Raw genomic sequence first — 24,729 nt, forward strand, 5'->3', positions numbered from 1 at the left:
AAATATCGGCTTAACATTGCTATAAGCCCTTAAATTATCTTGCTTACCTTTATAAACAGCTTTATTGCATCGTATGAAACAACTTTTATGTAGGCCCGCGCTTTACATCGCTTTATTATTTCATTTTTTTATCATCAACACAAGTTTTGCCGCTACACCCGGCAAAGCAGCAGGCTTACAATGCGAGCACTTGGTTAATCCTATTGGTATCGACTCCCGGCACCCGCGTTTAAGTTGGTTGCTTGCCGATGAAAGGCAAGGCGCTGCTCAAACAGCTTATCAACTTATTGTTGGTACCGATTCTATTGGCGTTGGCAATGGTAAAGGCGATAGCTGGCAAACCGCCAAAGTTGTATCCGCTGTAAATCTGATTAATTACCAGGGCAAAGCTTTACAGCCATTTACCAAATATTACTGGCGGGTGCTGCTGTGGGATCAGGCTGGTAAAAAGCTCGCATCATCAACCATAGCCAGTTTTGAAACCGGCCTGATGGATATGCGCAACTGGCAGGGATCATGGATAAGCGATAATAAAGGCATAGCGGTAAACCCAGCCCCATACTTTCGGCATACATTTAAAGTAGCTAAACAGATCCGCTCGGCACGGGCCTATATCGCTGTAGCGGGGCTTTATGAACTGTATATCAATGGCCAAAAGATCGGCAACCATCGCCTCGACCCTATGTATACCCGGTTTGACAGGCGGACGCTGTATGTGGCTTACGACGTAACCACGCAACTACAAAATGGCAAAAACGCCATTGGCGTATTGCTGGGCAATGGCTGGTATAATCACCAGAGCACAGCGGTATGGTATTTTCACCAGGCGCCATGGCGCGGCAGGCCAGCATTTTGTATGGATCTGCGAATCACATATACCGATGGTTCTGTAGAAACAGTAAGTTCCAATACGCAATGGAAAACATCCTTAAGTCCGGTAGTTTTTAACAGCATTTACACTGCCGAACATTACGATGCCCGCAAAGAACAACCCGGCTGGAATACCCCCAATTTTATAGATACCGTCTGGAAACAGGTCATCAACCGTTCGGCCCCTTCACAAAATATTGTAGCGCAGAGCCTGCAGCCCATCCGCAATGTGGAAGAGATAGCTGCTAAAAGCATCACCAAAATTGACAATAACCTGTGGGTATTTGATATCGGCAGAAATATATCGGGCGTAAGTAAGATCACCGTAAAAGGTGATTCGGGTACGGTAATCCGCCTGAAACACGCCGAGCGGCTGAACAAAAATGGCCATGTTGATCAGTCAAACATCGACCTGCATTATCGCCCTACAGATGATAAAGACCCTTTCCAGACAGACATTTTTATTTTGAGTGGTAAAGGCGAAGAAACTTTTATGCCTAAATTTAATTATAAAGGTTTTCAGTACATAGAGGTAAGCAGCAGCAAACCTGTGGAATTAAACAAAGAGAGCCTGAAAGCTTATTTTATGCATAGCGATGTAGCGCCTATCGGTACGGTTACATCATCAAACAAAACCATCAACCAAATCTGGAGCGCTACCAATAACTCCTATCTCAGCAACCTGTTTGGCTACCCTACCGATTGCCCGCAGCGCGAAAAGAACGGTTGGACAGGTGACGCCCATATTGCCAGCGAAACGGGTTTATATAATTTTGATGCCATCACCATTTACGAAAAATGGCTGGCCGATCATCGCGACGAGCAACAACCCAATGGTGTGCTCCCATCTATTATTCCAACCGGCGGCTGGGGTTACGAATGGGGTAATGGGCCCGACTGGACAAGCACCATCGCCATTATCCCCTGGAACATTTATTTGTTTTATGGCGATAGCAAACTCCTGGCGGATAGCTATACCAGCATCGAAAAGTATGTAAACCACATTGACGAGCTTTACCCAACAGGCTTAACCACCTGGGGCCTGGGCGATTGGGTGCCGGTAAAATCCGTATCGCCGGTTGAGCTTACCTCTTCGGTATATTATTATACCGATGCCAGCATCCTGGCCAAAGCCGCCAAAATATTGGGTAAACAGGCCGATTTTGTAAAATATTCGGCACTGGCCACCAAGATCAAAAATGCCATCAATGCCAAATACCTGAATACCGAAACCGGTATATATGGCAAGGGCTTGCAGACCGAACTGAGCGTACCGCTTTACTGGGATGTGGTTCCGCAAAACCTGAAAAGTAAAGTAGCCGCCAATCTGGCGCAACGTGTAGCCGCTGATAATTATCATCTTGACGTGGGCATCCTTGGAGCCAAGGCCATTTTAAGCGCCTTGAGCGACAATGGCTATCCGGATGTGGCTTACAAAATAGCATCGCAGGAAACTTTCCCCTCCTGGGGATGGTGGATGGTTAACGGGGCAACAACGCTGTATGAAAACTGGAAGATCGATGCCAAATCAGACATATCACTCAACCATATTATGTTTGGAGAGATAGGCGCCTGGCTGTATAAAGGGATAGCGGGCATCCACCCCGATCCGGATCATCCTGGTTTTAAAAACATCCTGCTGCAACCACACTTTGTGGCCGGTCTAAATGAATTTACCGCTACGCATGATGGGCCGTATGGCAAACTCATATCTGCGTGGCAACGTACTGGTCAAGGTATAACCTACAAAGTTACCGTACCCGCAAATTCAACTGCTACCATTAGTCTACCCACAGGTAAAACTTACTTGGGTGGTAAACTGATCACTGGTTCAGGGACTTATAAAGCTGTTGCCGGAAGCTATGTTTTTGAGGTGAAATAATCATTACTTCAATTGCCATAGATATTTCATATTTACATTTACTTAACACCAAATGACCTTTTACTGACAAGCCGGTTCACCAACCGGCTTGTTTTGTATATACTTTTGTTACATTATATCGGCTCTATATCATGTACAAAAAAGTCACTTTATTAGTCCTGCTTGCATTTTCATTGATCAACATCACCCATGCTGAAGAGCCCTGGGCTTTAAGCACTAATAAAGAGGGTGTTAAAGTATACACCAGGCATGTGCCGGATTCCAAAGTAAAAGCCATCAAGGTAGAATGTGAGTTCAATGCCTCGGCCGCCCAATTGGTTGCTGTATTACTGGATATAAAAGGTAGTATAGATTGGGTTTATCATACCAAATCTGTTGACATGATCAAACAGGTATCGCCTTCGGAACTATATTATTATTCTGAAGTATCCATACCCTGGCCTTTACATAACCGCGATTTTATTGCCCATATCAAAGTAACCCAAGACTCTAAAACCAAAGTGGTTACCGTTGATGCCCCGTGTTTGGCGGATATGGTACCGCGTAAAGACGGTATTGTACGTATTGAGCATTCGGTAGGTAAATGGATTATTACCCCGATTGACAGCAGTCATGTAAAAATTGAATATACTCTTCACCTGGATGCAGGCGGCAGCGTTCCTGCATGGCTGCTCAACATGTTTATTACCCAGGGGCCTACAGAAAGCTTTAAAAAGCTGAAAGTGCAACTACAGAAACCTACCTACAAGAACATCAAACTACCATACATCACGGATTAATTAGTTCATTTGTTCACTGGTTCATTAGTTTATTGGTCTCGAAACCATTTAAACTTCCGCTCCATTGCCTGCATTCCAACATTAATGAATTAATAAACCAATGAACATTCACGCTAATTACCATCAATCATTTGCAAAAAAAGCTGATAACAGTTGCCTCGTATAACCGTAATTTCGTTGTTTAGCAGGTAACCGTACCAACTACATTTATACACCAATAAATTACCAGGCCAATTGCGCTGATCCTGATAGACGCATCAGGATAGTTGTACAGTGAATAACTGCTAATATTGCTTTAACCAATTAAAGTAAACACTATAAAATGAAGGTAGCTTTATTTGTACCCTGCTATGTTGATCAGTTTTACCCCAAAGCGGCTATTGCTACATTGGAACTGCTGGAGAAACTTGGCGTTGAGGTTCACTATCCTAAAAATCAAACCTGCTGCGGGCAGCCTATGGCCAATTCTGGCTACGAGCACCTAACCGCAGGATGTAATAACTTGTTTGTTGATAATTTTTCGGGTTATGATTATATCGTATGCCCATCGGGTAGTTGTACCTTGCATATCAAGGAACATTTACATTCGCCCGAAAAAGAAGAACAAGCTGTTGACATCCGTAAACGGGTTTATGAGCTTACTGAGTTTTTGATAGATGTATTGCAGGTAAAGGAATTAAAATCCCATTTTCCGTATAAAGTAGGTTTGCACCAAAGCTGCCACGGGTTGCGCGGTCTGCGGATATCGCAAATGAGCGAGCTGGTTGCTCCCGCTTTCAGTAAACCTGCGCAACTGCTGGATATGGTACAGGGGTTAGAACTGGTGCCCCTAAGCCGCCAGGATGATTGCTGCGGCTTTGGCGGAACGTTTTGTGTTGTAGAAGAAGCCGTATCCTCCAAAATGGGTAAAGACCGCGTAGAGGATCACATCGAGCATGGCGCCCAGTACATTACCTCGGCCGATCTTTCGTGCCTTATGCATATGGAAGGCATTTTACGCCGGCAAAAAAGCGATGTTAAAGTAATTCATGTGGCCGAAATTTTAAATCACAGTCATGAGTAACGCAACCGGAAAAAGCCACCCCCAACTGGCTGCTGTATTTAACCAGGATGAACCCCGGGTTGACTGGCACGACGAAACCTTATGGTGGATACGCCAAAAACGCGATGTCCAGGCGCATAAACTGCCAGAGTGGGAACTGTTAAGAGAAACTGCATCGCAGATCAAAAATAACGTATTATCAAACCTAAGTACATACCTGGAACAATTTGAGGCCAATGCCATCAACAACGGTGTCATAGTACATTGGGCAGCCGATGCTAAGGAGCATAATCAAATCGTACACCAGCTATTACAGGAGCGTGGTATCAACCGCATGGTTAAAAGCAAATCCATGCTTACCGAAGAGTGCCACCTGAACGAATACCTCAAGGAACAGGGCATCGATGTGATCGACTCCGACCTGGGCGAACGCATTGTACAATTGGCCAATGAGCCTCCAAGCCATATCGTGCTGCCTTGTATCCACAAAAAAAAGGAAGAGATAGGCGATATTTTTCATGAGCATTTAGGCTCGGCCAAAGGTGAATCGGATCCTAAGATACTTACCGAAACCGCCCGCCAGCATTTACGCGAGGTGTTTTTGACACGTCGCGCAGCACTTACCGGCGTCAACTTCGCTATTGCAGAAACCGGGGAATTTGTGATATGTACCAATGAGGGTAATGCCGATATGGGTGCCCATTTGGCCGAAATCCACATCGCCTCGATGGGGATAGAAAAGATCATCCCCGAAAGGAAGCATTTAGGTGTTTTTTTAAGATTGCTTACGCGCAGCGCTACCGGTCAGCCAATTACCACTTATTCCAGTCATTATAAAAAGCCACAAGAGGATACAGCTATACACATTATCATAGTGGATAATGGCCGCAGCATACAATTAGGGCGTGAGGATTTTCGCAATTCTTTAAAATGCATCCGCTGCGGTGCCTGTATGAACACCTGCCCGGTATACCGCAAGAGTGGCGGGCATAGCTATCATACCGCCGTTGCCGGGCCAATAGGCTCTATACTGGCGCCCAACCTCGACATGAAAAAATATGCCGACCTGCCTTTTGCCTCCACGCTTTGCGGCTCGTGCAGTAACGTGTGCCCGGTTAAAATTGATATTCATGACCAGCTTTATAAATGGCGGCAGGTTATTGTGAAAGAAGGTTATAGTCCTGCTTCAAAAACCATAGCCATGAAAGCCATGGCCTTTACCCTATCCTCTCCTGGTTTATACAGATCTGGTGGCAAAATGGGCCGCCTGGTATTTAAATATGCTCCATTCGCAGTTAATAACGGCTTAAACCCCTGGTATAAACACCGCGAAATGCCCAAAGCACCGGAAGAATCATTTGGCGAATGGTACAGCAAAAGAAAGGAAGGAAAACAATGAGCAGGGAAAAAATATTAGCCGCGGTTAAAAAAAATCAATTTACATCTACCGCACTGCCCGATCTGGAAATATTAAGCGCCCTAACCGCTACCTCTGATAATCTGGTGCAGCAATACACCGGTGTAGCCAGTGCCGGAGGTTGTTTTGTTTATGAGGTAAACGATTTGGAAGCGATAAAAGACATACTGCGCAAAGAATTTAAACCCGGCGTAAAGATCATATCAGGTATTCAGGGTCTGGATGAATATACTTATGCAGGCAATGTAATGCAGGAATCGTCACACAGCTTTGCCGATGCCGAGCTGACCATATTGGCATCCAACCTTGGCGTTGCCGAAAATGGTGCCTTATGGCTTACAGAAAACCAGATGAATATACGGATACTGCCATTCATTAGCCAGCACCTGGCGGTGGTAATAGGTAAAGATGCCTTTGTGCCTACTATGGCGCAAGCCTATGCCCAAATAGGCAACGCCGATTATGGTTATGGCGCGTTCATCTCCGGCCCATCAAAAACCGCCGATATTGAGCAATCATTGGTGATAGGTGCGCATGGCCCCAGGAGTTTGTCGGTTTTTATCCTTATCCAGCCCCTTCTTAAGTACATTATATAAAGGCCTGTTATTAATACCAATAACGGGCCTTATTTTTTGTTACCACTACCTTAAAAACAGACATCTTTACAATGATGACACAAAGATGAATTTTGCATATTGTAAAAATATACCAATTGGTATATTTTTGTGGTGTTGAAATTAATCATCAACATTAAAACAAAATGAAAACCTCACAGAACACTGTACTCATAACCGGCGGAAGCGCTGGTATAGGCTTTGAAATAGCCAAACAACTATCAGCCAAAAACAATCATGTTATTATTATCGGCCGTAACCCCGAGCGTTTGCAAAAAGCTGCCGCTCAATTACAAAATGTAACCGCCATCAATGCCGATATTTCCAACGCTGCCGATGTGGAATCGCTTGTTACCACTTTAATCAACGATTTTCCAAAGCTGAATATCCTGATCAATAACGCGGGTGCCGCGGCAGGCCTAAGTGATCTGCTTAACAATACGGATACCTTTGAAAGAGCCAGTATTGAAATGCAAACCAACTACCTGTCTATTATCAGGCTTAACGAAAAATTATTACCCTTACTTAAAAAACAAACAGATGCTGCTATTGTAAACGTATCATCCATAGTAGCTTTTGTACCGGGTAAGTTAACAGCCACCTATTCTGCCAGTAAAGCTGCATTACACTCTTATACCCAAGCCTTAAGAGTTGCATTAACAGATACAACAGTTAAAGTATTTGAATTGATGCCACCTTTAGTTGATACTGAATTTTCGACCGAAATTGGAGGTCATTTAGGTATCCCGCCATCGCAGGTTGCAGATGAGTTCTTAGCCGCTCTTGAAACCGATAATTATGAGATCCGGGTAGGAAATACCGAACAGCTTTACCAGCTATACCTGTCATCCCCAACCGAGGCGTTAAATTTCATGCAAGCGCGTAAATCGTAATCTTCAATCTGATGAATTTCTAATAAAAGCATATCGATTGATATGCTTTTATTGGTTTTACAAACTGCTATACTACAGGCATTAAACAAAATTATAATATTAAAATACCAATTGGTACATTTGTATTATGGAAACGGAATTATCAAAAGCCGCACGCACACGACAGTTCATTGTAGAAAAAACCGCGAGTATCTTTAATAAAAAAGGATATGCAGGCACCTCGTTGTCAGACCTTACCGAGGCTACCGGGCTTACCAAGGGCAGTATATACGGTAATTTTAAAAATAAAGAAGAAGTTGCCGTAGCCGCGTTTGAATATAACTGCTCAAAAGTACGTACGCAGATCGACCTCCATATCGGTAAAGCAACAAACTACCATGATAAGCTCATGGTTTACGCGCAGGTTTACCATAGGTTTGCCACATTGAGTTTCCCGGATGGTGGCTGCCCTATATTGAACACCGCTGTCGATGCCGATGATACCAACCCGGTATTAAAAGAAAAAGCGGCACAGGTGATCACCAACTGGAAGAAAAAATTAGAAAACCTCATAAACGGTGGTATAACCGCGGGAGAATTTAAATCTGGTATTGATGTTGCCCAAACCGCACTGTCTATTATTTCTCTTATTGAAGGAGGCATCATGATAGCCAAGGTAACCAACACCCCGGCCAGCCTGGATAAGGTATTAAAAACGGTGGATACCATCATCACCCAGCTTAAAACCAGCGTGTAACCTAATTATTACAGCAATAATTTGAGGGCTAAAAACAAAAGTTGTTAACTCAGCGTTATATAGAGTACCAATTTAACAATATGCCTAAAAAAATCTTAATCCTTGATGATAGCGAGGATATACTTGACGTGATGAAAGAAGCGCTCGAGATGGAGGGCTACAAAGTTCAGGTGATCAATTTTACCGATGACATTTGCAAGGCAGCTATCAGTTTCAATGCCGACATGGTCATCCTGGATTACATCCTGTTCGGGATAAACGGTGGCGAACTTTGTCACTTGTTAAAAACCACACCCGAAACGTGCCATATTCCCGTGATTATGGTATCGGCCTATCCCCGGGTATTGGAGTCCTTAGGTAACTATGGTTCCGACGCCTTTATTGCCAAACCTTTTAATCTTTCTGATATAACGGATACCATCAAAACTTGTTTCCTCAAAGCCGGCAATGACGTTGAACATGCCGATTGCGATTTTTAGCCGATCCCGTTCCTGTTACTTTATAATCTGTACCCGATAAGGTCAAAGCATATTTGCTGATCTGCTTTGGAGATGACCAATAAGTTGGCATTGAAAACTATGTGTTATTTATTGATCTTTAAGAAAGCTTCTGACTGCCGTTTCCCGGTGGGTATTTTGAGAAATGCCTGATAACAGGTGTTTAAATAAGCCGCCAGATTAAATTCAGGGCTGCTATAGGTCTTAATATTGGGAATATAAAGGGTAATGAAGTTTTTAAGCTCCTGATCTTTTATGGGCAAATAGCTCTCAATATTTTCTGGACTAAAGACTTTTGAAATCTGAGTCTTTTTTTCCTCATCGAGCAGGAATTGCTGCTCCCTTATTTTTCTATTTTCATCCTTGTTCCAGTCATGTACCATAATTTTAATGCCCCCGATGGGGCGCCCGGCAGCATCTGTTTGGTACAGTACAGTTTCACTGTTAAATGGCCCCTTTGTCGGTGCAATTTTTAACGATCCTGTCTTTAGTTCGGCAGATGTTACCTGAACCTCTTTGAGGGTTTTAGTTTTTAAATTCAGGTAGATCTTCAGATAACTTAAATTTGTGATATAAACAGTATCTGGTTGATAATAGGGCGATGAAAAAGACAACAGGTCGCCAATTTTGGCGTTGATAGCAAAGCTTCCATCCGCAGCTGAAACCTGTTTTAAATGCGAATTTAGGTTCTCGATACTTATTCCGGAAAGCGGTATTTTGGTATTGTTTTCAAATACCTGTCCACCAAATTTCCCCTGGGCATAACTTGTTCCAGCAAAAAATCCTATTAGTATTACAATCAAAAGGCTTTTCCATGCCGATTGATAAATGCTTTTACACATGATTTGATTTGTAGTAATTGTATGACTTAAATATAAACGTCTTTTTCTATAATTTCCTATGTTCTGATTGTAATAAGGAAGTCTTGTTTTTGAGCCACACACCAAAGTAAAGTTGAGCTTCACAGCAAACCTGCTCCCCTGCTTTTACCCCCATCTTTGTTTTGTAATTCACAGAAAAGAGAAAAAATGAAAAAGATCATATTAATAACCGGCGCTTCTGCCGGTATGGGTAAAGAAATGGCCAGGCACCTGGCACAGGATGGTCATACGGTTTATGGGGCGGCCCGCCGCGTAGAAAAAATGGCCGACCTTAAACAATCGGGCGTAAAGATATTGGCCATGGATGTTACTGATGAAGCATCGATGATCGCTGGTATTGAAACTATAGTAAAAGCCGAAGGCCATATTGATGTGCTGATCAATAATGCCGGATTTGGTTCATATGGAGCCATTGAGGACGTGCCTATTGCCGATGCGCGTTACCAGATGGAAGTAAATGTTTTTGGGGCAGTTCATTTAACGCAATTGGTATTACCGCATATGCGCCAGCAAGGCTCTGGCCAGATCATTAATATATCATCTATTGGAGGAAAATTTGCCGCTGCCCTTGGCGGCTGGTATCATGCCAGTAAATTCGCGCTCGAGGCCTTGAGTGATAGCCTGCGTAATGAAGTAAAACAATTTGGTATTGATGTGGTGGTGATTGAACCCGGTGGTGTAAAATCTGAATGGAGCAGCATTGCGATGGATAACCTGCTTAAAATTTCGGGGGATACCGCTTATGGTAATTTAGCCAAACAATTTTCTGCTATTGCCAAAAAAGCTAACGAAAAAAATGCAGACCCGATAATTATTGTCGACCTGGTGAGGAAAGCCATAGCGGCCAAACAACCTAAAACACGTTATCATGGCGGTTATATGGCTGGCCCGGCATTGTTTATGCGCAAAATACTACCCGACCGTACATTTGATAAAATGCTGCTGGCCCAACTGAAGTAATTGTATATTTAAACTGACAATGGAAGACAAAAGCCATATATTGTTCAACAACCTGCTATACTCCTGCGTTGATAAAAAACAACGCGCTAACGAATCATTTGTACCCGAACATGCTTTCGGGTACATCATATCTGGCGAAACACATCAGAAAACCAATGAAGGCATTCGTGTATTCAGCGCGGGCACCATCGGGCTCATCCGCAGAAACCAACTGGTGAAGTCAGAAAAAGTACCGGGACCTGAAGGAGAATTTAAATCGATCAATATATTTTTAGACCAGCCATTTTTACGCAGATATAGTGCCGAGCATAAACTTACGCCAGCCCAAACCTATACTGGTAATCATATTCATATACTGAAGCCAGATCCATTCATCAAAGGTTATTTTGATTCTTTGATGCCCTACTTTGATCACCCGGAAAGAGCCACCGATAACATGGCCGAGTTAAAAACCAAAGAAGCGGTTGAGTTGCTGCTGAATTTCAATCCTGATTTTTACGATTTTCTTTTTGATTTCAGTGAACCTTATAAGATAGACTTGGAAGCTTACATGAATCAAAATTTCATGTTCAATGTACCTACCGCTCAATTCGCCAAACTCACCGGACGCAGCCTCGCTAGCTTTAAGCGAGATTTTGAAAAGATCTTCCGCTTATCGCCAGGCCAATGGCTGCAGCAAAAGCGATTGAATGAGGCCTATTTCCTCATCAAGGAAAAGGGCCAGAAACCATCAGAAGTATATCTCGACGTTGGCTTTGAGAATCTATCTCACTTTTCTTATACTTTTAAAAAAGCTTTTGGGATAGTGCCGTCACGGGTGTAAACGGGGCTTAAAAATTATCTTCCAAATTCTGCTTTTTACTGATTTGTTTTGATAGTTTTATGCTGCCTACCCTATTTAGGCCATAAAAATGACCTCAACCGAATTTGAACTCACCGGCGGCGCTACATATGGCATGATAAATGCCACCTGGCCTTTTGCTACCCTCCGGGTTAACCAAAATGAACTCGAACTTAATATTTCCTTATTAGGAAACCTATATTTCAGGCCAGAGGATGTAATTTCTATAACCGCCTCGGGAATGAGTATCTTTTCAAGCGGTATTCGTATTACACACAAAGTAAAGGGATACTACTCAACTGTTATTTTCAAGTCGTTCACCAATACAAATTCCATTCTGCAACAAATACAGCAAACAGGCTTTTTAGATAATAAAGAACGCTTACCTTTTTATGAGGATACTGTGATTACCGCGATGCAGGAAAAAGGTGGCTTCGCTATGAAAATTCCGGCAGCTATAGCTATTGCGGTTATCTGGAACCTTTTGTTGTTACCTAATTTAGTTCATTCATTTCAGAATAGTAAAGTTCCGTTTATAGGTATTCACCTGGGATTATCTTTTATGCTGCTGCTATGCCTTACGCTTTTGATATCCGAACCATTCCGGGGCGTAATACTGAAAGAAGGCCGTACTTTAAAACATATTAAGACATTTGTGTTGTTTATGATATTCCTATCGGCATTAATGCTGGGCATGTCATTCCTGATTCCCCAGTTCTAAATCTTATTTGTTTTTCTGTTTGTTTTGGATAGATTTATACCAACAAACCTAAAATCCTTTACATGAACTGGAACCTGATACTCAAGCTCTCCATATTTGGCCTGATCATGGGCATTGCCACCGCGTTTTTTATTCCGAGTAATATTGAGGGCGCTATCTGGCCGGTTATCTTTATTATCTGCGCTTATATTATCGCCAAAAACTGCACGCAAATGTATTTTACCCATGGCTTTTGCCTTAGCCTGGTTAATTGTGTATGGATCATAGCAGCACACTCTATTTTCTATAAAAACTATGCAGCCGGTCATGCACCAGAAGCGGCCATGTATAATGGTAACCCCTATCATTTACCGCCACAAGTTGCCCTCACTGTTATTGGCGTTGTAATTGGTATAGCTTCAGGGTTGGTACAAGGCCTGTTTGCTTTTATCGCGTCAAAACTGGTGAAGAAAGCATAATGACCTTAACCCAGCTGGATAATTTTTACCTACAAAAGGACGAACCCATCCGGAGCTGTCTATTGGCGCTTAAAGACATCATTTTGAAGCAAGACGAAAACGTATCAGCCGATTGGAAATACGGTATGCCGTTTTTTTGCTACATGGGTAAAATGTTCTGCTACCTGTGGGTGCACAAAAAGTATCATCAACCCTATATTGGCATTGTTGAAGGTAAACGCTTTGATCACCACGCTTTGATCATCGAAAAAAGATCACGTATGAAGATCATGCTTTTTGAAGCTGATAAAGATCTGCCCGTGCAAACTATCGAACATATTTTAAAGCAGGCTCTTGATCTTTACAGGACAGGGATTATAAAAACCAGGTAACAGCGGCAGTTGGGAAGACGCCTTACCAGTTTGCTAAAGGCAGAATCTATTTTTTGTACAATCCATCATGAATAAAACAATTGAATGTATATCTTTGCAGCAACTGCTTCCGTAGTTCAATGGATAGAATTATGGTTTCCGGTACCATCGATATGAGTTCGAATCTCGTCGGGAGCACAAAAAAGCCTCTTAAATTTATTTTAAGAGGCTTTTTGTTTTCTTTATGTTGCTCAATCTTCGCAATGCGAAATATGATTCATATTTAAAATGGCATCTACCTCCTGGAGAAAATGCTGATGTTCCATTTCTTCTACCTCGAGCTGCGTTAGGCCGCTGTACTTTGCTTTGTTTTGGTGCCTGCTTCTAACGATGATCACAATAGGTATACATACCTGTATGATCATAAAGGCTACCGTGATCTGGAACATATAAGTAACTAATGTATCCATAATAGTAAGACAAATAAGGTATAAATTGGTGTTGTTAATTTAACGATTTTTACTCGGTTTTAGATACGTATTCGCTATTTTTTCTACTTTCTTAACCATTTAAAGCGTTTTTAACATTTTGTACAATAAAACGCCTTTACAGCTTTAAAGCTTATATTTTTAGCCCCATTTATTGTTAATCTATTTACTTGTTTATTAGCCGGCCAGTATCGTTTTAACCATTTTTAACGTAAGGGCTATTATAATTTTTTAATAATGCTTGCCTAACCAAAAGCCTTCCTTATATTTGTAACCAAAAGGTTTCATATTAATGGTTAAACATCTATTCCTTTTTATTCCATATAACCAATACTCCTATGTTAGAGACAGTTCAACCCAAACCCAAAAGTAAAGTATCTTCTTTTTTCTCTGTTTTAAAGCAATCACTTAAAGGCGCCGAAGTTGACCTCACCTCCATCAGCATTAAAAGAGCCATTATCCTGTTAGCCATTCCCATGATGCTGGAAATGGCCATGGAATCTGTATTCGCGTTGGTCGATCTGTATTTTGTGGGGCATTTGAAAAACAGCAGCCTTGCCATTCAAACGGTTGGTTTAACAGAATCGGTATTAACCGTTATATATTCCCTGGCTATAGGTTTGAGCATGGCGGCTACAGCTGTAGTGGCCCGGCGTATCGGTGAAAAAAATCCCGAGGCGGCTTCAAAGGCCGGGATGCAAACCATTATCATCGCCGTAATTATTAACCTTACCATCAGCATTATAGGGTTAACACACGCCCGGGATATCCTGCTGATCATGGGTGCCTCTGCCGAAACTGCCGATCATGGAACCAACTTTGTTCGGATTATGATGGGTGGTAGTATCATTATTGTGATGCTATTCCTGATCAACGGTATTTTCAGAGGGGCCGGTAATGCCGCCGTAGCAATGCGCAGTTTATTGATAGCCAACATAGCAAACTGTTTCTTATGCCCACTTTTTATCCGGGGGCTGGGCCCTATCCCGGCATTTGGCTTAACCGGTGCCGCCATCGCTACTACTATTGGCAGAGGGCTGGGCGTTAGTTACCAGGTTTACAATTTATTCAACGGAAAAAACATCCTGAAGATACGCTTAAGCTATTTTGTGCCCGACTGGCAGCAGATCAAAGCCATCATCAAAATTGCCGCGCCGGGTATTTTCCAATTTGTGATAGCCAGTTGCAGCTGGATATTCCTGGCCGAACTGGTGGCTACCACCGGCGGCGAAGCTGGCTCAGCGGGCTATCAAACGTCCCTGCGGTTAATGATGTTCTTCCTGTTACCTGCCTGGGGGCTAAGCAACGCCGCCGCAACCCTGGTTGGGCAAAATCTGGGCGCAGGCCAGGTTGACAGGGCTGAAAAATCGGTATTTCAAACCATTAAATATACTATGGTGTTTCTGGGTGTTGTAAGTATATTATTTTTAACCTGCGGCCACTTGTTCGCCTCATTTTTCACTAACGATGCAGCTGTTATAAAAGTAGCTTCACGCTCCCTGCAAATTTTAAGCGGAGGCTTTATTATTTATGGTATGGGTATGATTTTCACCAGCGCCTTTAATGGTGCCGGCGATACTTGGACACCTACCAAGATCAACCTATTTACCTTTTGGGTGTTCCAGATACCATTTGCTTACTTACTGGCCAAGTATTTTGAAATGGGACCAACAGGCGTGTTTGTTTCCATCCCTGTTGCCGAAGTTGGGCTTACCTTAGGGGCCTACATTCTGTTTAAACGCGGCAGGTGGAAAAAGATCAAGGTTTAATAGGTTCATAGTCGATGGTCGATAGACCATGGGATAGTAACGTCTGTAAGATAGAAACATAAAGATCAAAAGAAAAAGTCCGAAAATTTGGAGGGTTACACTCGCCAAATCTTCGGACTTTTTTACTTGCAGATTTTCAGACTCCATGGGCCATCAACTATGGTCTATGGGCTTTCTGACTTCTTAAGGCACTTTTACTGCCTGACGGGCAAGCAATTGCCATTGTCCTTTATTTTTAATCCATACCAACAGTATACCAAGCTTCACCGTACTAGGGCCTTTTCCTTTATCATTGGTGGCTGCGCTAAGTATATGGCGCACAGTAGCGGTATTACCTACTACTTTTACTTGCTGCTCGGTCAAATCGATAGATACAAAATCAGATGCTCCGGTAGCAATATCACTTATAAATTCTTTTTTAGTTTGCAGTTTACCGCTTGAGTGACCGTAGGTTAATTCGGCGGATGTCAATTTATCCAACGTAACGGTATCGGCATCAACCATGGCTTTACGTAATTGCTCAGTGGCTTGTGTTACCTCGCTTATCAGTTTGGCATTTTGAGCAAAAGGTTTATCCATGTGTAGTAGGAAAACTGCCCCGAAACAAAGCAGGGCCTTGAATAAAAAAGATCTTTTCATAAGGATTTTCAAATTAGGTTTTTAACAAATATACTGTTAAACGTTAAATCTGAAGTGCATAATATCACCGTCCTGTACAATATAGGTTTTGCCCTCAATACCCAATTTACCGTTTTCTTTTATAGCGGCTTCCGATCCGTTGAATTTTACAAAATCGTCATACTTGATCACCTCGGCGCGAATAAATCCTTTCTCAAAATCGGTATGGATAACGCCTGCGGCTTGCGGCGCTGTAAAGCCCTGGGTAATTGTCCAGGCACGTACTTCCTGCACGCCCGCGGTAAAATAAGTAGCCAGATCAAGCAATTTATAGGCCGCTTTGATCAGTTTATTTACACCCGATTCTGTCAACCCCAGATCGTCCAGGAACATCTGGCGTTCTTCAAAAGTTTCCAGTTGCGCAATTTCCGACTCAATCTGTGCCGATATCACCAATACCTCGGCATTCTCTTCCTTAACTGCAGCCTTTACCTTTTCTACATAGACATTGCCTGTGTTTACCGAGCCTTCGTCAACATTACAAACATACATCACCGGTTTGGCGGTAAGTAGCCACAGATCGGCAACGTATTCTTTATCCTCTTCGGCAACAGGAGCAGTACGGGCCGATTTACCCGCCAGCATATGCTCTTTGTAAACGGTTAAAACATCAAAGGTTTTTTTGGCTTCTTTGTCGCCGCCGGTTTTAGCCATTTTCTCCACTTTCTGGATCTTTTTCTCTATCGATTCCAGATCCTTCAGTTGTAATTCGGTATCAATGATCTCTTTGTCGCGTATCGGATCAACAGAGCCGTCGACATGTATCACATTATCGTTGTCAAAGCAACGCAGTACATGTATAATAGCATTGGTGGCACGTATATTACCCAAAAACTGGTTTCCTAAACCTTCGCCTTTGCTGGCGCCTTTTACTAAACCGGCTATATCAACAATTTCAATAACATTGGGTACAATACTTTTGGGTTGTACTATATCAACAAGTTTGGTTAAACGCTCATCCGGTACCGTAATTACGCCTACGTTTGGCTCAATAGTACAGAACGGAAAGTTAGCCGCCTGCGCTTTGGCGTTTGATAAGCAATTAAAAAGTGTTGATTTACCCACATTTGGTAAACCCACTATTCCACATTGTAAACCCATTTTTTAGATATTAATTCTTTTGTCGATGGTCGATAGACCATGGTCAATGGACTATCGACCATCGACTATTATCTACCGATAAAATTCGCGCAAAGATAACACAAAAATTTGCCTATAATTTGAAAAAATAAACGACTTTTGCCAACGTCAAAATAAGGCGAAACAGATTAATAACAACATGTAAACAACAGGGGGACACTTATGAACGAAATGGTTGAACAAATAGAATTGTTGCTGGAGCAGGAAAACAATAAACAATTGAAGGAATATTTGAACAACCTAAATATATCGGACGTCGAGGAACTCATAGGTGAACTACCCGAGCATGGCCCCAGGTTTATTGAAACCCTTTCGCTTAACCGCGCAGTTAACGTTTTCCGGATATTGGACTCACCTACGCAGGAGCGTATCATCAAAAAACTATCCGGACAAAAAGTTGCTGATCTGATCAATGCCCTGCCTCCTGATGACCGTACCGCCCTTTTTAGCGAATTGCATGGCGATGCCGTTAAAACACTCATCCTGCACCTCTCGCCTGATGACCGCAAAGAAGCTTTATCCTTATTAGGTTACGAAGAAGAAAGCGTTGGGCGTTTGATGACCCCCGATTATATTGCCGTTAAGAAAAACTGGGATGTTACCCGGGTACTATCACACATACGCCGTTACGGTAAAAACTCCGAAACTATTGATGTGATTTATGTGATAGATGAAAACGGGGTACTGCTCGACGACATCAGGATACGGGAAATATTATTGGTTAAACCCGAAACCAAGGTAAGCGACCTGATGGACGGGCGCCTGATATCCCTCAGCGCCAGTGATCCGCAGGAAGAAGCCATCAATATATTCAGGATGAATAACCGCGTGGCGCTGCCTGTGGTTGACAATGAAAATATATTATTGGGTATTGTAACTGTCGACGATATTTTGTGGATAGCCAACGAAGAGTATACCGAGGATATCCAGAAAATTGGTGGTACCGAAGCATTAGATGAACCTTACCTGGACATTAACCTGTTCCTGCTGGTAAAAAAGCGGGTTGGCTGGCTGATAATTTTATTCCTGGGCGAAATGCTGACTGCAACCGCCATGGGATTTTTTGAAAAATCAATTGAAAAAGCTGTTGTACTGGCCCTGTTTATCCCGCTCATTATATCAAGCGGTGGTAACAGCGGTTCGCAGGCATCTACCTTAATTATACAAGCCATGGCTCTGGGCGAAGTTACCGTTGCCGATTGGTGGCGCGTAATGCGCCGGGAACTGGTATCGGGCCTTATGCTGGGCGCTACACTGGGTATTATAGGCTTTATGCGTATTTACATCTGGACGATGTTTTCGCCCATTTACGGTCCGCATTGGATATTGGTAGGCCTAACTGTAGGCTGCGCACTGGTTGGTGTGGTACTGTGGGGATCACTGGCCGGCTCCATGCTGCCGTTGGTTCTGAAAAGATTGGGCGCTGACCCTGCCACATCCTCTGCCCCATTTGTAGCCACCCTGGTTGACGTTACCGGCCTCATCATTTACTTTACCATCGCCGTGATGATCATGAAGGGTGTGATGCTATAATAGCTGATTAATTATTCTCCGCAGTCGCTCGGCTGGAGCCGAGCGACTGCGTGAATTTTATATTTATATCAAAAGGCTGTCATCCTGAGGAACGAGGAACTGTTTCTTGAACGTAGTGAAAAATCTATTATTGAACTTTGCATAGTTTAGAATAGCCCCTTCGTTTCTCAGGATGACAAATCAACAAAATTTATCAGCGCAATCAACGTAATCCCCCTCACCAAATCAGCGGTTTAATTCATATACGAGTTCACATTGCTATAATCAATATTGGTTACATTACTATAATCGGGCACAAAGCTATCCTCGTTGCTGATAGCCATATCCAGTTCAAAGCTTGATGGATAAGGTGTATTGAGCAGGCTGCCTTTAGGGATGTAAGGGAACAATTCGCCGTACGTTTGTATTTGGCTATGGTTGATGCGGCGATAAATGAACATGCGGTGCAGGTCGCAAGGTTTTACCAGGCCTGCCGCACCTATCATTTGTATTGCACTACTAACCGTTTGGTTATGAAAATTGGCCACACGCACCTTTTTATCGTCAACCACCAAACCGCGCATCAGGCTTTTATCCTGCGTGGCTACACCGGTTGGGCAAGTGTTCATATTACATTCCAGCGCTTGTATGCAGCCCAGGGCAAACATCATTCCGCGGGCACTGTTACACATATCGGCACCAAGGGCAAAATTCTTCACCAGATCGAACCCGGTAGCCACCTTACCTGAAGCAATGATCTTGATATATTTTTTTATGTCGAAACCGGTCAGCGCATCGTAAATAAAGGCCAGGGCCTCGCGCAGGGGCATACCAACGGAGTTAGAGAATTCCAGCGGAGCGGCGCCTGTGCCGCCTTCGCCCCCATCCACGGTAATAAAATCGGGATAGATGCCTGTTTTCACCATGGCTTTACATATCGCCAGGAACTCACTCTTATGCCCCACGCACAATTTAAAGCCGATAGGTTTACCACCCGATAGCTCACGTAGTTTTTTGACAAACTGGGTTAAGCCAATAGGGTCATTAAAAGCAGTATGGTAAGGCGGCGATACTACATCCTGCCCCATTTCCACCAGCCTGATCCTGGCAATTTCGGGGGTAACTTTAGCTGCAGGCAGTATCCCGCCATGACCGGGTTTGGCTCCCTGCGACAGTTTGATCTCGATCATTTTTACCTGCGGCAACACAGCGCGCTGGGCAAAGGCATCATAATCAATAGTACCATCCGGATGGCGACAGCTGAAATAGCCGGTACCAATTTGCCAGATAATATCACCGCCGGGTTTAAGGTGATAATCGCTCAAACCACCCTCGCCTGTATTATGGGCAAAGTTGCCCAACTTGGCGCCACCGTTCAGGGCCAGGATTGCGTTCTCGCTCAACGAACCAAAACTCATGGCCGATATATTATAAACACTGGCCATATAAGGCTGCTTACAATCGGGCCCACCTACCTTTACCCTTGGCGACAGATCAAGCTTGTGATGATCAATCGCCGCTATACTGTGATTAAGCCACTCGTAGCCATCTTCATACACATCCAGTTCGGTACCAAAGGGACGGGTATCATCAACCTTTTTGGCGCGCTGGTATATCACGCTGCGGTTTTGACGGTTAAAGGGTGTGCCATTGGTATCGCTCTCAATAAAGTATTGATATATTTTAGGGCGCAGATCTTCCATCAGGAAACGCAGGTGACCAAACACCGGGTAGTTGCGTACGATGCTGTGCTTTTTTTGGGCCAGGTCATAAAAGCCTATAGCATATATAGGTACCATGATTACAAATGACCATGCTGCGGGTTTCCAAAGGATTGTCCACCCGATGAGCGCGGCGAATATGATAATGAACGAGGTAATGAAAAGCTTCTTCATAGATAGATTATTTAATATAAAAATAACTGTTAAAGTTAAACATTAGCGCAATTGTATGGTTAAACTTGTACTTGATTGTCGGTGAATTGTAATGAAATAAAAATACATGTTTAAACATGTATTTTATTATTATCTTTGACTCAACAAAACAAATAAAAAAAATCATGGCAACAGAAACAGCAACAAAATGGGTTATCGACCCTATGCATTCAGAAGTACAATTTAAAGTAAAACACTTAGTTATATCAACCGTAAGCGGTTTTTTCAAAAGCTTTGGCGGTGAAGTAATTACCGAAGGAGATGATTTTGACAATGCCGAAGTGGATTTTACGCTTGACATTGACAGTATTGATACCAACCAAACTCAACGTGACGAGCACTTAAAAGGCGGCGAATTTTTTGACGCTGAAAAATATCCAAAAATCAGCTTCAAATCAACCTCATTAACTAAAACCGACGATGATGAGTACGAATTAAAAGGGGATTTGACCATAAAAAACGTAACCAAGCCAGTAACACTTAGCGCTGAATTTGGTGGCTCAGCTGCCGATTTTTATGGCAACACCAAAGCTGGTTTCGAAATCACCGGTAAAATAAACCGTAAAGAATTTGGTTTAACCTGGGATGGCGTAACCGAAGCAGGTTCGGTTGTGGTTGGTGAAGACATTAAATTACTGATCAACTTACAGTTAACCAAACAGGCTTAATTGTTTTAATGCTGTTGCTGTGTTTTAACATTTAAAAGCCGGTGTTGTTGCCCAGGCGGCAACCCGGTTTATTGAAACACGCTGGCAGATTAAAATATACTAATGATGATGAGAAAGTCACTTGCCAAAGGCAAGTGACTTTTTTTATTTGTTTATATCGTTGAAAAAAGTCTCTACGTACAATCCTTCAATAGGCTCTGGGTAACAGGCGCTTTTCCATGCGCATTAAAACTAACTTATAGGTATATTTGTCTGTATATCATGCTTATTAAAATATATCCCGAAAATCCAAACCCTAAAGCCATTGAACAGGTGGCTGAAGTATTACGCAAGGGCGGCCTCATTATTTACCCAACAGATACAGTTTACGGTTTGGGTTGTGATATCACCAATCACAAAGCCATTGAGGCTATTTGCAAAATCAGGAACATCAAACCCGAAAAGGCTAATTTCTCGTTTATATGCTATGATTTGAGCCATATATCAGATTATATCAAACCTATTGATAATACCACCTTCAGGGTGCTGAAAAAAGCTTTGCCCGGGCCATTTACTTTTATATTCAATGCCAGCCACATGGTGCCCAAGCTATTGAGTTCCAACAAAAAAACGGTGGGTATCAGGGTGCCAGATAATGAGATTGCACGCGAAATTGTGAGGGTTTTGGGTAACCCTATTCTCTCTACCTCTATCAGGGATGATGACGATATTATAGAATACTCCACCGACCCGGAACTGATTCATGAAAAATATGAGGACCTTGTTGATATCGTGATCGATGGCGGTTACGGGGATAACATCGCATCAACCGTAGTTGACTGTACCGAAGGCGATTTCGAGATCATCCGTGAAGGTAAAGGGGATCTGGAATTATATTTGTAGTTTTTGGGGAACAAGGATTCTTAGATCAAGGATAAAAGCATGAAAAGAAAATCCTTACTATTTTATCCAAAAATCCTTGATCACTCTATGGTCTTATATTCTGTATAAATGCTGGTATCTTTTTCATATAGTCATCTTCGGCCAGTAGCTTTACAAACTTACTGCCTACAATGGCGCCATTGGCGTATTCGCAGGCTTTTTTGAAGGTTGCATTGTCTGATATACCAAAACCAATAATAGTTGGATTTTTAAGTTCCATGGCCTTAATGCGCTTGTAATAATCCTCAATGCTATTGGTAAGCTGCAGGCTACCACCAGTTATAGACGATGACGACAGCAGGTAAATAAAGCTATTACTCAACTCATCAATTTTCCGGATTCTATCTGGTGATGTTTGGGGTGTAACCAGGAATATATTGCTCAGGTTATTATTGATAAAATGTGTCGAATACAGAGCTTCGTATTCGTACATGGGCAAATCGGGTACAATAACGCCATCTACCCCCAATTCGGCTGCTTTTTTGCAAAAACGCTCGATGCCATATTGTACTATCGGGTTAAAGTAACCCATGAGCAGTATAGGTATGGTAACTCTTTTACGCAGCTCAGTTAACTCTTCAAACAGATGATCGAGTGTCATACCGTTGATCAGCGCCTGCTCTGAACTATGCTGAATAGTCGGCCCGTCAGCTACCGGATCGGAGTACGGAAAACCTACTTCCAGGAAATCGGCCCCGGCCTTTTCCAAGGCTTCGGCAATATCAACCGTAGTGTTCAAAGCGGGGTAACCCGCGGTATAATATATTGATAACAGATTTTCTTTCTTAGCTGCAAAAAGTTGGTTTAATCGGTTCATTGTATAGCTTATAGTTAATGGTTCACTGTTCATGGTATTAACCATGAACTAATTAATAACCGAAATATTTAATAAATGTATCGAGATCCTTATCGCCACGACCCGAAAGGCAGATCACAACATTGTCTGTTGGGTTAAACTTCATTTTTTCCAGCTGTGCCAGGGCGTGTGACGACTCGATGGCCGGGATAATGCCCTCCATTTGTGAGCAAAGCAAACCGGCTTTCATAGCCTCGTCATCGGTAACGCTCACATATTGAGCACGGTTAATCTTATACAGATGCGCGTGCTGCGGGCCAATTCCCGGATAATCCAGTCCTGCCGAAATGGAGTATGGTTCAACCACCTGTCCGTCGGGGGTTTGCATCAATATGGTACGGCTGCCATGCAGCACGCCTTCATTACCCAGGAAAGTAGTAGCCGCCGAATGGCCGCTATCAACACCTTTACCAGCAGCTTCTACTGCTACCAGTTTAACCTGCTCATCATCTAAAAAGTGATAGAACATACCCATAGCATTACTGCCGCCACCGACGCAGGCCAGTACGTATTCGGGTAATTCCTTACCGGTATGTTCTACCAGCTGTTTTTTAGTTTCTTCGGATATGATCGATTGAAAACGGGCTACCATGTCGGGATATGGATAGGGACCAACTACCGAACCAATGATATAATGAGTATCAACGGGGTTGGCTATCCAGTCGCGCAGGGCCTCGTTGGTGGCATCTTTGAGTGTTTTGCTACCCGATGATGCGGGCCTTACGGTAGCGCCCAGCATTTTCATACGGGATACGTTGGGAGCCTGGCGGGCCATATCAATTTCACCCATATACACCACACATTCAATACCCATGAGGGCGCAAACGGTAGCGGTTGCCACACCATGCTGGCCCGCGCCGGTTTCGGCTATAATACGTTTTTTCCCCAGGCGTTTGGCCAGTAGTATTTGCCCTATGGCGTTATTGATCTTATGTGAACCGGTATGGTTCAGGTCCTCTCGTTTAAAAAATATGTTAGCGCCATATTTTTCCGAATACCGTTTCGCATGGTACAACGGTGAGGGCCTGCCCACATAATTTTTCAGCAGATCATTAAATTCCGCTTTAAAATCCGGATCATTAATGATGTTGAGGTATTGCTGTCTTAGTTCTTCAACATTCGGATACAGCATTTCGGGAATGTATGCACCTCCAAAATCACCATAGTAGCCATGTTCGTTAACTCCGTATTTCATTTGTAATGTTCTGTTTTTGATGATATCAAATGCTTTTTCCAACTTCGGGATATTTTTCAAGCCAGGCTCGTCTTCAAACTGGCTGTTCAAATCAACCGCGTAAAATTGCGGATGTGTTATATTTTTCAATTCCCCTATATTATCAAGGCTTATCCCACCCGATAAAAAGAAAGGGATATTCAGGGTATATTTATCCAGGATACGCCAATTAAAGGTCTTACCTGATCCGCCATAGATGGAGGTTTTGGTGTCGAACAGGAAATAATCTACATAACTGGCATAAGCATTCAGTTTGTCAAAATCAAAGTCGTTATCAACGCCAAAGGCTTTTATAACAGTTACCCTACCTTTAAAAGCTGCTGCAAACTCCGCATTTTCATCACCGTGCAGTTGTATGGTGTCAAATCCATATTGATCAATCAGTTGGCTAATAACTTCGGCGGTTTCGTTTACAAAAACCCCGGTTTTGTGGATGGATGCAGGGATTGTTGCCAGCGCATCGGCAGATAAAGTATCAATATAACGGGGCGTACGATCGTAGCAAATAAAACCCATATAGTCTGGCTTTAAAGCGGCTACTGCTTCAATGTTATCAGGATACTTCAGTCCACAAACTTTAATCTTCAT

24 protein-coding genes and 1 tRNA gene are annotated in these 24,729 nt (G+C 42.9%); 18 read left to right on the forward strand and 7 right to left on the reverse strand.

The window, feature by feature from the left end; all coding sequences use genetic code 11:
- Positions 1 to 73: 73 nt before the first annotated feature.
- From FHW89_RS11875 to FHW89_RS11910, 8 genes are all read left to right on the forward strand, one after another.
- Positions 74 to 2,752: an alpha-L-rhamnosidase gene (locus FHW89_RS11875; RefSeq protein WP_172335248.1), complete on the forward strand. Its 2,679-nt coding sequence runs from the start codon at positions 74 to 76 to the stop codon at positions 2,750 to 2,752.
- Between the two features lie 131 nt (positions 2,753 to 2,883).
- Positions 2,884 to 3,531 (forward strand): START domain-containing protein, encoded by a 648-nt coding sequence (locus FHW89_RS11880; RefSeq protein WP_172335249.1) that lies wholly within the window; start codon positions 2,884 to 2,886, stop codon positions 3,529 to 3,531.
- Between the two features lie 322 nt (positions 3,532 to 3,853).
- The gene (locus FHW89_RS11885) at positions 3,854 to 4,594 is read left to right on the forward strand and encodes a (Fe-S)-binding protein (protein WP_172335250.1); all 741 of its coding nucleotides are present in this window, start codon (positions 3,854 to 3,856) and stop codon (positions 4,592 to 4,594) included.
- Positions 4,587 to 5,972, forward strand: a complete 1,386-nt coding sequence (locus FHW89_RS11890) for a lactate utilization protein B (RefSeq protein WP_172335251.1) — start codon at positions 4,587 to 4,589, stop codon at positions 5,970 to 5,972. The genes FHW89_RS11885 and FHW89_RS11890 overlap by 8 nt, the downstream gene beginning before the upstream one ends.
- Positions 5,969 to 6,586 (forward strand): LUD domain-containing protein, encoded by a 618-nt coding sequence (locus tag FHW89_RS28835; RefSeq protein WP_253952220.1) that lies wholly within the window; start codon positions 5,969 to 5,971, stop codon positions 6,584 to 6,586. Before FHW89_RS11890 ends, FHW89_RS28835 begins: the two co-directional genes overlap by 4 nt.
- A gap of 164 nt (positions 6,587 to 6,750) precedes the next feature.
- Positions 6,751 to 7,497 (forward strand): SDR family oxidoreductase, encoded by a 747-nt coding sequence (locus FHW89_RS11900; protein ID WP_172335252.1) that lies wholly within the window; start codon positions 6,751 to 6,753, stop codon positions 7,495 to 7,497.
- Between the two features lie 127 nt (positions 7,498 to 7,624).
- Positions 7,625 to 8,233, forward strand: coding sequence for a TetR/AcrR family transcriptional regulator (locus FHW89_RS11905; RefSeq protein ID WP_172335253.1), 609 nt, complete (start codon positions 7,625 to 7,627; stop codon positions 8,231 to 8,233).
- An 80-nt stretch (positions 8,234 to 8,313) separates the two neighbouring features.
- Complete coding sequence (locus tag FHW89_RS11910) at positions 8,314 to 8,712, forward strand: two-component system response regulator (protein ID WP_172335254.1); 399 nt, start codon at positions 8,314 to 8,316, stop codon at positions 8,710 to 8,712.
- A gap of 104 nt (positions 8,713 to 8,816) precedes the next feature.
- On the opposite strand, the gene FHW89_RS11915 is transcribed toward FHW89_RS11910, so the two are convergent.
- On the reverse strand, positions 8,817 to 9,695 hold the full coding sequence (locus tag FHW89_RS11915) for a hypothetical protein (RefSeq protein ID WP_172335255.1): 879 nt from the start codon (positions 9,693 to 9,695) through the stop codon (positions 8,817 to 8,819).
- A gap of 63 nt (positions 9,696 to 9,758) precedes the next feature.
- Between FHW89_RS11915 and FHW89_RS11920 the strand changes: the two genes are divergently transcribed.
- The 6 genes from FHW89_RS11920 (at position 9,759) to FHW89_RS11945 (ending at position 13,139) form a co-directional block, all read left to right on the forward strand.
- The gene (locus FHW89_RS11920) at positions 9,759 to 10,571 is read left to right on the forward strand and encodes an oxidoreductase (protein ID WP_172335256.1); all 813 of its coding nucleotides are present in this window, start codon (positions 9,759 to 9,761) and stop codon (positions 10,569 to 10,571) included.
- 19 nt (positions 10,572 to 10,590) lie between these two features.
- On the forward strand, positions 10,591 to 11,394 hold the full coding sequence (locus tag FHW89_RS11925; protein ID WP_172335257.1) for an AraC family transcriptional regulator: 804 nt from the start codon (positions 10,591 to 10,593) through the stop codon (positions 11,392 to 11,394).
- 88 nt (positions 11,395 to 11,482) lie between these two features.
- Positions 11,483 to 12,133, forward strand: coding sequence for a hypothetical protein (locus FHW89_RS11930; RefSeq protein WP_172335258.1), 651 nt, complete (start codon positions 11,483 to 11,485; stop codon positions 12,131 to 12,133).
- Positions 12,134 to 12,195: 62 nt separating this feature from the next.
- Entirely contained in the window at positions 12,196 to 12,591 is a 396-nt protein-coding gene (locus tag FHW89_RS11935; RefSeq protein ID WP_172335259.1) for a hypothetical protein, read from the forward strand.
- A complete protein-coding gene (locus tag FHW89_RS11940) occupies positions 12,591 to 12,962 on the forward strand; it encodes a DUF1801 domain-containing protein (protein WP_172335260.1) in 372 nt (123 codons plus the stop codon). The genes FHW89_RS11935 and FHW89_RS11940 overlap by 1 nt, the downstream gene beginning before the upstream one ends.
- Before the next feature lie 105 nt (positions 12,963 to 13,067).
- Positions 13,068 to 13,139: transfer RNA gene (locus FHW89_RS11945), tRNA-Arg, on the forward strand.
- Between the two features lie 53 nt (positions 13,140 to 13,192).
- Here the strand turns inward: FHW89_RS11945 and FHW89_RS11950 are convergent.
- Positions 13,193 to 13,411 carry a hypothetical protein gene (locus FHW89_RS11950; protein ID WP_172335261.1) on the reverse strand — a complete coding sequence of 73 codons (219 nt, stop codon included), beginning with the start codon at positions 13,409 to 13,411 and terminating at the stop codon, positions 13,193 to 13,195.
- Between the two features lie 356 nt (positions 13,412 to 13,767).
- On the opposite strand from FHW89_RS11950, the gene FHW89_RS11955 reads away from it, so the two are divergent.
- Positions 13,768 to 15,198: an MATE family efflux transporter gene (locus FHW89_RS11955; protein WP_172335262.1), complete on the forward strand. Its 1,431-nt coding sequence runs from the start codon at positions 13,768 to 13,770 to the stop codon at positions 15,196 to 15,198.
- A 183-nt stretch (positions 15,199 to 15,381) separates the two neighbouring features.
- Here the strand turns inward: FHW89_RS11955 and FHW89_RS11960 are convergent, their stop codons facing one another.
- Complete coding sequence (locus FHW89_RS11960; protein WP_172335263.1) at positions 15,382 to 15,837, reverse strand: nuclear transport factor 2 family protein; 456 nt, start codon at positions 15,835 to 15,837, stop codon at positions 15,382 to 15,384.
- Between the two features lie 36 nt (positions 15,838 to 15,873).
- The gene (gene ychF, locus FHW89_RS11965) at positions 15,874 to 16,977 is read right to left on the reverse strand and encodes a redox-regulated ATPase YchF (protein WP_172335264.1); all 1,104 of its coding nucleotides are present in this window, start codon (positions 16,975 to 16,977) and stop codon (positions 15,874 to 15,876) included.
- A gap of 201 nt (positions 16,978 to 17,178) precedes the next feature.
- On the opposite strand from ychF, the gene mgtE reads away from it, so the two are divergent.
- Positions 17,179 to 18,549: a magnesium transporter gene (gene mgtE / locus FHW89_RS11970; RefSeq protein ID WP_172335265.1), complete on the forward strand. Its 1,371-nt coding sequence runs from the start codon at positions 17,179 to 17,181 to the stop codon at positions 18,547 to 18,549.
- A gap of 233 nt (positions 18,550 to 18,782) precedes the next feature.
- Here mgtE and FHW89_RS11975 read toward each other — a convergent pair whose 3' ends face one another.
- Positions 18,783 to 20,423 carry an FMN-binding glutamate synthase family protein gene (locus tag FHW89_RS11975; RefSeq protein WP_172335266.1) on the reverse strand — a complete coding sequence of 547 codons (1,641 nt, stop codon included), beginning with the start codon at positions 20,421 to 20,423 and terminating at the stop codon, positions 18,783 to 18,785.
- 164 nt (positions 20,424 to 20,587) lie between these two features.
- Between FHW89_RS11975 and FHW89_RS11980 the strand changes: the two genes are divergently transcribed.
- Together FHW89_RS11980 and FHW89_RS11985 are read left to right on the forward strand one after the other, a co-directional pair.
- On the forward strand, positions 20,588 to 21,130 hold the full coding sequence (locus FHW89_RS11980; protein WP_172335267.1) for a YceI family protein: 543 nt from the start codon (positions 20,588 to 20,590) through the stop codon (positions 21,128 to 21,130).
- Positions 21,131 to 21,391: 261 nt separating this feature from the next.
- Complete coding sequence (locus FHW89_RS11985; protein ID WP_172335268.1) at positions 21,392 to 22,012, forward strand: L-threonylcarbamoyladenylate synthase; 621 nt, start codon at positions 21,392 to 21,394, stop codon at positions 22,010 to 22,012.
- 85 nt (positions 22,013 to 22,097) lie between these two features.
- Here FHW89_RS11985 and trpA read toward each other — a convergent pair whose 3' ends face one another.
- Both trpA and trpB read right to left on the reverse strand, forming a co-directional pair.
- Entirely contained in the window at positions 22,098 to 22,868 is a 771-nt protein-coding gene (gene trpA / locus FHW89_RS11990; protein ID WP_172335269.1) for a tryptophan synthase subunit alpha, read from the reverse strand.
- A 52-nt stretch (positions 22,869 to 22,920) separates the two neighbouring features.
- Complete coding sequence (gene trpB / locus FHW89_RS11995; protein ID WP_172335270.1) at positions 22,921 to 24,729, reverse strand: tryptophan synthase subunit beta; 1,809 nt, start codon at positions 24,727 to 24,729, stop codon at positions 22,921 to 22,923.

Source organism: Mucilaginibacter sp. SG564, from assembly GCF_013149275.1.
In the GTDB taxonomy this organism is placed as follows: domain Bacteria; phylum Bacteroidota; class Bacteroidia; order Sphingobacteriales; family Sphingobacteriaceae; genus Mucilaginibacter.

Excerpts from the sequence above, each read along its gene's own strand:
- FHW89_RS11905 (WP_172335253.1), top strand. The coding sequence starts at position 7,625 with ATGGAAACGGAATTATCAAAAGCCGCACGCACACGACAGTTCATTGTA.
- mgtE (WP_172335265.1), top strand. The coding sequence starts at position 17,179 with ATGAACGAAATGGTTGAACAAATAGAATTGTTGCTGGAGCAGGAAAAC.
- FHW89_RS28835 (WP_253952220.1), top strand. The coding sequence starts at position 5,969 with ATGAGCAGGGAAAAAATATTAGCCGCGGTTAAAAAAAATCAATTTACA.
- FHW89_RS11890 (WP_172335251.1), top strand. The coding sequence starts at position 4,587 with ATGAGTAACGCAACCGGAAAAAGCCACCCCCAACTGGCTGCTGTATTT.
- FHW89_RS11985 (WP_172335268.1), top strand. The coding sequence starts at position 21,392 with ATGCTTATTAAAATATATCCCGAAAATCCAAACCCTAAAGCCATTGAA.
- FHW89_RS11940 (WP_172335260.1), top strand. The coding sequence starts at position 12,591 with ATGACCTTAACCCAGCTGGATAATTTTTACCTACAAAAGGACGAACCC.
- FHW89_RS11875 (WP_172335248.1), top strand. The coding sequence starts at position 74 with ATGAAACAACTTTTATGTAGGCCCGCGCTTTACATCGCTTTATTATTT.
- FHW89_RS11935 (WP_172335259.1), top strand. The coding sequence starts at position 12,196 with ATGAACTGGAACCTGATACTCAAGCTCTCCATATTTGGCCTGATCATG.
- FHW89_RS11955 (WP_172335262.1), top strand. The coding sequence starts at position 13,768 with ATGTTAGAGACAGTTCAACCCAAACCCAAAAGTAAAGTATCTTCTTTT.
- FHW89_RS11960 (WP_172335263.1), bottom strand. The coding sequence starts at position 15,837 with ATGAAAAGATCTTTTTTATTCAAGGCCCTGCTTTGTTTCGGGGCAGTT.
- FHW89_RS11880 (WP_172335249.1), top strand. The coding sequence starts at position 2,884 with ATGTACAAAAAAGTCACTTTATTAGTCCTGCTTGCATTTTCATTGATC.
- FHW89_RS11900 (WP_172335252.1), top strand. The coding sequence starts at position 6,751 with ATGAAAACCTCACAGAACACTGTACTCATAACCGGCGGAAGCGCTGGT.
- trpB (WP_172335270.1), bottom strand. The coding sequence starts at position 24,729 with ATGAAGATTAAAGTTTGTGGACTGAAGTATCCTGATAACATTGAAGCA.
- ychF (WP_172335264.1), bottom strand. The coding sequence starts at position 16,977 with ATGGGTTTACAATGTGGAATAGTGGGTTTACCAAATGTGGGTAAATCA.
- FHW89_RS11950 (WP_172335261.1), bottom strand. The coding sequence starts at position 13,411 with ATGGATACATTAGTTACTTATATGTTCCAGATCACGGTAGCCTTTATG.
- FHW89_RS11910 (WP_172335254.1), top strand. The coding sequence starts at position 8,314 with ATGCCTAAAAAAATCTTAATCCTTGATGATAGCGAGGATATACTTGAC.
- trpA (WP_172335269.1), bottom strand. The coding sequence starts at position 22,868 with ATGAACCGATTAAACCAACTTTTTGCAGCTAAGAAAGAAAATCTGTTA.
- FHW89_RS11925 (WP_172335257.1), top strand. The coding sequence starts at position 10,591 with ATGGAAGACAAAAGCCATATATTGTTCAACAACCTGCTATACTCCTGC.
- FHW89_RS11930 (WP_172335258.1), top strand. The coding sequence starts at position 11,483 with ATGACCTCAACCGAATTTGAACTCACCGGCGGCGCTACATATGGCATG.
- FHW89_RS11975 (WP_172335266.1), bottom strand. The coding sequence starts at position 20,423 with ATGAAGAAGCTTTTCATTACCTCGTTCATTATCATATTCGCCGCGCTC.
- FHW89_RS11980 (WP_172335267.1), top strand. The coding sequence starts at position 20,588 with ATGGCAACAGAAACAGCAACAAAATGGGTTATCGACCCTATGCATTCA.
- FHW89_RS11885 (WP_172335250.1), top strand. The coding sequence starts at position 3,854 with ATGAAGGTAGCTTTATTTGTACCCTGCTATGTTGATCAGTTTTACCCC.
- FHW89_RS11920 (WP_172335256.1), top strand. The coding sequence starts at position 9,759 with ATGAAAAAGATCATATTAATAACCGGCGCTTCTGCCGGTATGGGTAAA.